General features: G+C 33.5%; 8 protein-coding genes. 3 read left to right on the top strand and 5 right to left on the bottom strand.

Features of this window, described 5'->3' with window-relative positions; all coding sequences use genetic code 11:
• Positions 1 to 77 precede the first annotated feature (77 nt).
• Both ACOYLP_RS09350 and idi read right to left on the bottom strand, forming a co-directional pair.
• Positions 78 to 488, bottom strand: a complete 411-nt coding sequence (locus ACOYLP_RS09350; RefSeq protein WP_422855907.1) for a 6-pyruvoyl trahydropterin synthase family protein — start codon at positions 486 to 488, stop codon at positions 78 to 80.
• 74 nt (positions 489 to 562) lie between these two features.
• Entirely contained in the window at positions 563 to 1,090 is a 528-nt protein-coding gene (idi, locus tag ACOYLP_RS09355; RefSeq protein WP_422855908.1) for an isopentenyl-diphosphate Delta-isomerase, read from the bottom strand.
• A gap of 294 nt (positions 1,091 to 1,384) precedes the next feature.
• Between idi and ACOYLP_RS09360 the strand changes: the two genes are divergently transcribed.
• Entirely contained in the window at positions 1,385 to 2,449 is a 1,065-nt protein-coding gene (locus ACOYLP_RS09360) for a bifunctional methionine sulfoxide reductase B/A protein (RefSeq protein ID WP_422855914.1), read from the top strand.
• Between the two features lie 56 nt (positions 2,450 to 2,505).
• On the opposite strand, the gene ACOYLP_RS09365 is transcribed toward ACOYLP_RS09360, so the two are convergent.
• From ACOYLP_RS09365 to ACOYLP_RS09375, 3 genes are all read right to left on the bottom strand, one after another.
• Entirely contained in the window at positions 2,506 to 3,789 is a 1,284-nt protein-coding gene (locus ACOYLP_RS09365) for a citrate synthase (RefSeq protein ID WP_422855909.1), read from the bottom strand.
• Between the two features lie 206 nt (positions 3,790 to 3,995).
• Positions 3,996 to 5,189 carry an ADP-forming succinate--CoA ligase subunit beta gene (gene sucC / locus ACOYLP_RS09370; RefSeq protein WP_422855910.1) on the bottom strand — a complete coding sequence of 398 codons (1,194 nt, stop codon included), beginning with the start codon at positions 5,187 to 5,189 and terminating at the stop codon, positions 3,996 to 3,998.
• Between the two features lie 159 nt (positions 5,190 to 5,348).
• On the bottom strand, positions 5,349 to 6,077 hold the full coding sequence (locus ACOYLP_RS09375) for a biotin--[acetyl-CoA-carboxylase] ligase (protein ID WP_422855911.1): 729 nt from the start codon (positions 6,075 to 6,077) through the stop codon (positions 5,349 to 5,351).
• A 92-nt stretch (positions 6,078 to 6,169) separates the two neighbouring features.
• Between ACOYLP_RS09375 and rsfS the strand changes: the two genes are divergently transcribed.
• On the top strand, positions 6,170 to 6,541 hold the full coding sequence (gene rsfS / locus ACOYLP_RS09380; RefSeq protein WP_422855912.1) for a ribosome silencing factor: 372 nt from the start codon (positions 6,170 to 6,172) through the stop codon (positions 6,539 to 6,541).
• Positions 6,542 to 6,565: 24 nt separating this feature from the next.
• Positions 6,566 to 8,416: ATP-dependent zinc metalloprotease FtsH (gene ftsH / locus ACOYLP_RS09385; protein WP_422855913.1), on the top strand; the 1,851-nt coding region annotated here is incomplete at its 3' end.

The raw sequence follows: 8,416 nt of genomic DNA on the forward strand, positions 1-8,416 counted from the left end.
TTCAAATATATCAAAAGAATTTCCTTTACTATCTATCGAGGTAAATGAAGGGATTTTGTCTCCAACTTTTAGTGCCATTAATTTCCGTTGTAGGTTACAAAATTTCTTGGTGTTTCATAAAGAACCACTTCTAAATCTTTATTGGCATCAATATATTTTCTTAGCTTTTGCCAAATGAAAACTGCTATATTTTCGGCTGTTGGATTTAAGTCGGCGAACTCAGGAACATCAAGGTTTAAATTTTTATGATCGAGCGCATTCTCGATATGTTCTTTGATTAAATCAGAAAGAATTTTTACATCAATAACATAACCTGTTTCCAAGTCAATTTCTCCAGTTACTGAAACTATCAACTCATAATTATGTCCATGGAAATTTGGATTATTACACTTGCCAAAAACAGCATCGTTTTTCTCCATTGACCAATCTTTACGATACAATCGATGGGCTGAATTGAAATGGGCTTTTCTGGAAACGGTTACTTTCATTAGATATTTTATTGTTAATTAACGATTTATGAGTGTTGAAATGTTCTGAAATCTGAAATCTAAATTCGGTAATCTTAAATCTTATGGTCTTCTAAATAATGATAAAATTCATCAAATATGATTTTGAACCAAACCGTATAAATATCGGGATTTTGAATCATATCGATTTTGACATCTTCAATTTTCATCCATTTCCAGCTTTCTACTTCCTCTTCATTGATTTTTGGTTCGTCGTTATAATAACCAATCATCACATGGTCGAGTTCATGTTCTGTCAAACCATTATCAAATGGAGCTTTATATATAAAATGAAATAGTTCTTTGAGTTCGGTTTTGAAACCCATTTCTTCAAATAACCTTCGGGTTCCTGCCTGAATATTGGTTTCTCCATTGCGTTGATGACTACAACATGTATTAGTCCAAAGTAAAGGTGAATGGTATTTTTGATGCGCCCGTTGCTGCAACATGATTTCGTTATTTTTATTCAATACAAATACCGAAAAAGCACGATGCAAAATTGCTTTCTCATGTGCTTCAAGTTTATTCATTAACCCAATAGGTTCATCTTGTTCATTAACCAAGATTACTTGTTCTTCAATCATAACTTATACTATTTGTAACCCCAAGCACATCCTGAAGTTTCAGGAATAGGACAAAAATACAAAAAAAAAGATGCCTTGATAATTATACTTTTGAACAACCGTTAAACTTTCCTTAAATAGCAGTAATTTATAATGTACTTGACATTTTCCCTAATATATGTAATGTAAATTTGTATACGATTTATAAATTAATAATATCACTGAATAAAAACTGAATGAATACATAAAATTCTCATTTTACAATCAAATATGCAAAAATCCATTTTTAACTTTTTACTTTTTTCTCCACTATTCATGCTTAATGCTTGTGGACAGAATAACAACAAACAAAATATAACTTCAAAAACAATTGTTATGGAAAACGTGATTTCAAAACCAGAGAATCCCTATTATTCAAATACCTATACAACAAAATTAAATGTATCTGATGCAGAATGGAAGAAAGTGCTATCTACTGATTTATATGCAGTTGCCAGACAAGCAGATACCGAAAGAGCTTTTACCGGAACAATGTGGAATTCAGAAACCAAGGGAACTTATTATTGTGCCGTTTGTGGATTAAAGTTATTTAAATCAAATCAAAAATTTACTAGCAGCTGTGGCTGGCCTAGTTTTTTTGAACAAGACAATAAAAACAGTATTGTGTTTAAAGATGACAACTCTTATGGAATGCGTCGTATCGAAGCGCTTTGTGGTAGATGTGATAGTCATTTAGGGCATTTGTTTGATGATGGACCAGCTCCAACAGGAAAACGGTATTGCATGAATGCTATTTCATTAGATTTTGTTCCAGATAGTGTAAATAGTCCAACAAACAAAGGAAATTTAGAAACTATAGTATTGGGTGGCGGTTGTTATTGGTGTGTAGAAGCTGTTTACGAAAATTTACAAGGTGTTGAGAAAGTAGTTTCTGGTTTTGCAGGAGGAAAAGTTGAAAATCCAAGTTATGAAGAAGTTTGTACCGGAAGAACCGGTGCTGCAGAAGTAATTCAAATTACTTACGATAAAACTAAAACAAATTTGGATGAAATATTTAAAGTGTTTTTTACGGTGCATGACCCAACAACTATTAACAGACAAGGTGCAGATGTTGGAACACAATATCGTTCGGTAATTTTTTATGTTAATGATGAACAAAAGAAAGCGGCTGAAAGTATTATTGAAGAACTAAACAATGCTAAAGTTTACAGTAATAAAATTGTTACTTCTTTGGAGCCTTTTACGAAATTCTATAAAGCAGAAGACTATCATCAAAACTATTATCAAAACAATAAAAACCAACCCTATTGTGAAATGGTAATACAGCCCAAAATTGAAAAATTTGAAAAGATTTTTAAAGACAGATTGAAAAAGAAATAGTAAAAAAAACTCCTTGTTTGCACAAGGAGTTTTTTATTTATTTAATATTGGATAATTTATCTTTTATCCATTGACACAAAATCTCTAAGAGGGTGACCTGTATATACTTGTCTTGGTCTTCCGATTGGTTCTTTATTGATACGCATTTCTTTCCATTGTGCAATCCAGCCCGGTAATCTTCCTATAGCAAACATTACGGTAAACATATCGGTTGGAATGCCTAATGCTCTATATATAATTCCGGAGTAGAAATCAACATTTGGATATAATTTTCTGGAAACGAAATAATCATCCACCAAAGCTGCTTCTTCTAATTCCTTTGCTATCTTTAAAATCGGATCGTCGACACCAAGATTTTTCAATACTTCATCAGCTGCTTTTTTTATGATTCGGGCTCTTGGGTCAAAGTTTTTATAAACACGATGTCCGAATCCCATTAAACGGAACGGATCGTCTTTATCTTTGGCTTTTGCCATATATTTTGCTGAATCTCCACCATCTAATTGAATGGCTTCTAACATCTCTAAAACAGCCTGATTAGCTCCGCCATGCAATGGACCCCAAAGTGCAGAAACTCCCGCAGAAATGGAGGCAAACAATCCAGCATGCGATGAACCTACAATTCTTACTGTTGACGTAGAACAATTTTGCTCGTGATCAGCATGAAGAATAAACAACTTATCTAATGCATCAACTACAACTGGATTTGAAGAATACGGTCCGGTTGGTAATTTAAACATTAACTGCATGAAATTCTCAACATATCCTTGCGTGTTATCATAGTAATTTAAAGGATAACCCATCATTTTTCTATAAGTCCAAGTAGCAATCACCAGGAATTTACCCATGGTTTTGCAAACTGCTTCATACATTTCTTTTTCGTTTTCTACATTTACCACTTTTGGATTAAAAGCTGTTAATGCGCTTGTAAGCGAAGACAAAACGCCCATTGGATGAGCCGTTTTTGGAAAACCATCTATAATGTTTTTCATTTCTTCGTTGACCAAAGTATATTTTCTGATGTCGTTTTCAAATTGAGCTAACTGACTTTTTGTTGGTAATTCTCCAAATATGACCAAGTAGGAAACCTCTAAAAAATCTGATTTTTCTGCTAAATCTTCAATTGCGTAACCGCGATAACGAAGGATTCCTTCTTCACCGTCAAGGAAAGTGATATCGCTTTTGCATGAACCAGAGTTTTTGTAACCCGGATCAAGTGTTATTGCACCTGTTAAAGCACGTAGTTTTTCAATATCAATAGCTGCTTCGTTTTCGCTTCCAATAATTACAGGAAACTCATATTTGTTGCCATCAAATTCTAATGTTGCTGTTTTGGACATGGTATAAATAAGGGAATTAAATCTGTTTGTTTAACAATTCAACAAATTTAGGGAATTCGAAATGAAATAAAAAAGAAATATAGCAACGTTTTTGTTAATTATTTGATAAATGTTTTACCAAAAACCAATGAGTTTGTTTTCAAAAAATAGTTAAAAAAAATCCTGAGCTTTAACTCAGGATTATTTATTCAAACTATATTTTATGTTTATGACAAAGCTACTTTCACTTGATCTGCTGCTTCTTGAAACTGAACTGCCGATAATATTGGCATTCCTGAATTATCAATTAATTCTTTTGCAATTTCAGCATTAGTTCCCTGAAGGCGCACAATAATAGGTACTTTAATAGCATCACCCATATTTTTATACGCATCAACAACACCTTGTGCTACTCTATCACAACGTACGATTCCTCCAAAAATATTTATCAAAATTGCTTTTACGTTTGGATCTTTTAAAATAATTCTAAAAGCTAATTCTACACGCTTTGCATCTGCTGTACCTCCTACATCTAAAAAGTTAGCTGGTTCATAACCCGCATATTTAATCAAATCCATAGTTGCCATTGCCAATCCGGCACCATTAACCATACAACCAACAGTTCCGTCAAGGTCAACATAATTTAAACCAGCTTCTTTGGCTTCAACTTCTATTGGGTTTTCCTCACGAATGTCGCGCATGTCTGCGTATTTTGGTTGACGATATAAGGAATTGTCATCAATGTTCACTTTAGCATCGACAGCCAAAATTTTATTATCCGAAGTTTTTAAAACCGGATTAATTTCAAACATCGAAGCGTCAGAACCAACATATGCATTATATAAAGAATCAACAAATTTTACCATTTCTTTGAAAGCATTTCCTGAAAGACCAAGATTAAAAGCTATTCTACGTGCTTGGAATCCTTGCAATCCAACAGTAGGATCAATCTCTTCTGTAAAGATTAAATGTGGAGTATGTTCAGCGACTTCTTCAATATCCATTCCACCTTCAGTAGAATACATAATCATGTTTCTCCCTTTTGCTCTGTTTAAAAGTACAGACATATAAAACTCTTTTGTTTCACTTTCACCAGGATAATATACATCTTCAGCGATTAAGACTTTATGCACTCTTTTTCCTTCTGGAGGAGTTTGTGGTGTTTTTAACATCATCCCAATAATTTGTTCTGATAGCTCTTCCACCTGTTGCAGATTCTTTGCCAATTTTACGCCACCTCCTTTTCCTCTTCCACCTGCGTGAATTTGCGCTTTGATAACATGCCAACCCGTTCCTGTTTCTGCAGTCAATTGTTTTGCGGCAGCCACAGCTTCAACTGGGCTATTAGCAACAATTCCTCGCTGCACTCTAACGCCATAACTTGCTAAAATTTCTTTTCCTTGATATTCGTGTATGTTCATAAATAAAGAGTTTATTAGTTAAGATTCTGAAACAATCCCGAAATTTCAGGAAAGCGAAACTCGGCACAAAAATAATTAAAATCAATTTATCAATACTAATGTATTTCTGCTTATTTTCATTATTTGACAAAAAGATATTAGAATGTCCAAAAGTCTATGTCAATATAACATTTTTACTTCTTTAACTTCAAAATATAAAATTGAATCGTCTTCTAATATAACTTCTAATTTCCCATCACGAGTAACTTTTTTGATAATACCCATAAAGCGGCTTCCATTTTTATCTTCTAATGGTGATGGATAATTCTTTTTATATAAATTTTCATGATAATCATTCCAAAGCAAATCAGAATTCATATTTATAGATTTGCTATTTTCTACTAATGAATCTCTCAAAAGCTTGGCTAGGAGTTCTGGTTCATAGGTTTTACCTGTAATGCATTTTAATGAAGTGGCTTGTGGTAGGTTTTCAAAAATAGTTTGGTTTAAATTCAATCCTATACCAACAATTGAAGTGAAACTGCCATCTGGTTTTAAAATATTTTCAATGAGTATACCAGCTACTTTTTTTGAATCTGCCATAATGTCGTTAGGCCATTTTATAGAAACATTTGGTATTTGAATGTTTTTTAAAACTTTTATTACCGACAGTGCAACTGCAATATTAAAATCGTATATATTTTGATTGTTGAGCTGAATATCTTTAACCAAAATACTCATTGTAAGATTTTTACCAGGCTCTGAAATCCATTTTGCTCCCATTTGCCCTTTTCCTTTGGTCTGCTCATTTGCCATGACAATAGCATAATCTTCAACAGCTGATTCTTTATACAATTGTTTTAAAAAGTCATTCGTCGAATCTATGGCATCGAGTTTGATTAAAGGCATGGGCAAATGATAAACATTAATGAATTTTAAACTTTTGTTGAGCAAAAATAAAGACAAAAAGTAATACATTTGCAAAACATACATAAATATAAATGACGAAGAAAGCAGTTAGTTCAGATGTTCTTTTGGCGAACATCATAAAAGGCATTGAAGAAGTCAAAGGAAATGATATTGACATACTCGATTTAAGAGCCATAGATACGGCAGTTTGTGATTACTTTATTATCTGTAATGGAAATTCAAATACACAAGTTAACGCGATTGTTAACTCTATCCAAAAATTAGTTTCTAAAGAATTGAAAGATAAACCTTGGCATGTTGAAGGTACAGATAATTCAGAATGGGTTTTAATGGATTACGTAAACATTGTTGTTCATGTTTTCCAAAAACAAATTCGCGAATTCTACAACATAGAAGGTCTTTGGGGCGATGCCAAAATAACAACCATTCAAAATAAATATTAAAAATAGTTTATACCATAAAAAAAAATGGCTAACGAAAAAAAACCTAATAAATTTAAAATAAGTCCGTGGTTAATATATGTTTTAGTAATTGCAGGATTTATTGCACTCAATTACTTTGGCGGTTCTGGTTTTCAAGACACTACTAAAATATCGTATTCCAAATTCAATGAGTACTTAAACAAAGGAAAAATTGAAAAAGTAATCATCTACAATAAAACGGAAGGTGAAGCCTATTTGACAAAATCTGCCCTAGAGGAAAAAGAAAATAAGAAAGTTGCAAGTGACATGATGGGCAATGTAAACAAAGGCCCACACTACTCTTTCGATATAGGTAATGATGAAGTTTTTCAAAACAAAATTGAAAAAGCTAGTGATGAAGGAAAAATAAAAAGTTTTGAATTCAAAGCCAAAAGCAATTGGTCTGAACTCTTTATCACTTTATTACCTTTTATCATCATCATTGGACTTTGGGTATTGATCATGCGCAGAATGTCTGGCGGAGCCGGAGGCGGTGGAGGTCAAATTTTCAACATTGGAAAATCGAGAGCTAAACTTTTTGACGAAAAAACAGAAGTTAAAACAACTTTCAAGGACGTAGCTGGATTAGAGGGTGCAAAAGAAGAAATACAAGAAATAGTAGAGTTCCTTAAAACTCCTGAAAAATACACCATTTTGGGAGGTAAAATTCCAAAAGGAGCACTCCTAGTTGGTCCTCCTGGAACCGGAAAAACATTATTAGCAAAAGCTGTTGCCGGTGAAGCTAAAGTGCCTTTTTTCTCTTTATCAGGTTCCGATTTTGTTGAAATGTTTGTCGGTGTTGGTGCTTCCCGTGTTAGAGATTTATTCAAGCAAGCCAAAGATAAATCACCATCCATAATTTTTATTGATGAAATTGATGCTGTTGGTAGAGCAAGAGGAAAAAACAACATGTCTGGCGGTAATGACGAACGCGAAAATACGTTGAACCAATTACTAACTGAAATGGATGGTTTTGGTACAAATACACATGTAATCGTAATTGCAGCAACCAACAGGGCCGATGTTTTAGACAAAGCTTTGATGCGTGCTGGGCGATTTGACAGACAGATTTATGTTGATTTACCGGACATCAGGGAAAGAAAAGAAATTTTTGAAGTGCATTTAGCACCACTAAAAAAAGTGGACGGTTTAGATACAGAGTTTTTAGCCAAACAAACACCTGGTTTTTCAGGTGCTGATATTGCTAATGTGTGTAACGAAGCTGCTTTAATTGCGGCCAGAAATAACAAAACAGCGGTTGATAAACAAGACTTTTTAGATGCTGTAGACCGAATTGTTGGCGGATTAGAAAAGAAAAATAAAATCGTAACTCCCGAAGAAAAACATGCTATTGCTGTTCACGAAGCCGGTCATGCAACTGTAAGCTGGATGTTGGAACATGCTGCTCCATTGATAAAAGTAACCATAGTTCCTAGAGGTCAAAGTTTAGGCGCTGCCTGGTATTTACCTGAAGAAAGATTAATTGTTCGTCCTGAGCAAATGCTTGATGAAATGTGTGCCACCATGGGAGGAAGAGCAGCAGAGAAAGTTATCTTCAATAAAATCTCTACCGGTGCTTTGAGCGATTTGGAAAAAGTAACCAAACAAGCTCGTGCTATGGTTACCATTTATGGTCTGAACGAAAAATTAGGTAACATTACATATTACGATTCAACGGGACAAAGTGAATATAGTTTTTCAAAACCCTATTCAGAAGAAACTGCTATGACAATCGATAAGGAGATTTCTTTGTTGATTGAAAATGAATATCAAAGAGCCATAAATATCTTAGAAGAAAACAAAGAAAAATTGGAACAACTTGCTGCCATCTTAATAGAAAAAGAAGTCATTTTCAAA

Source organism: Flavobacterium sp. (genome assembly GCF_049318325.1).
GTDB lineage: Bacteria > Bacteroidota > Bacteroidia > Flavobacteriales > Flavobacteriaceae > Flavobacterium.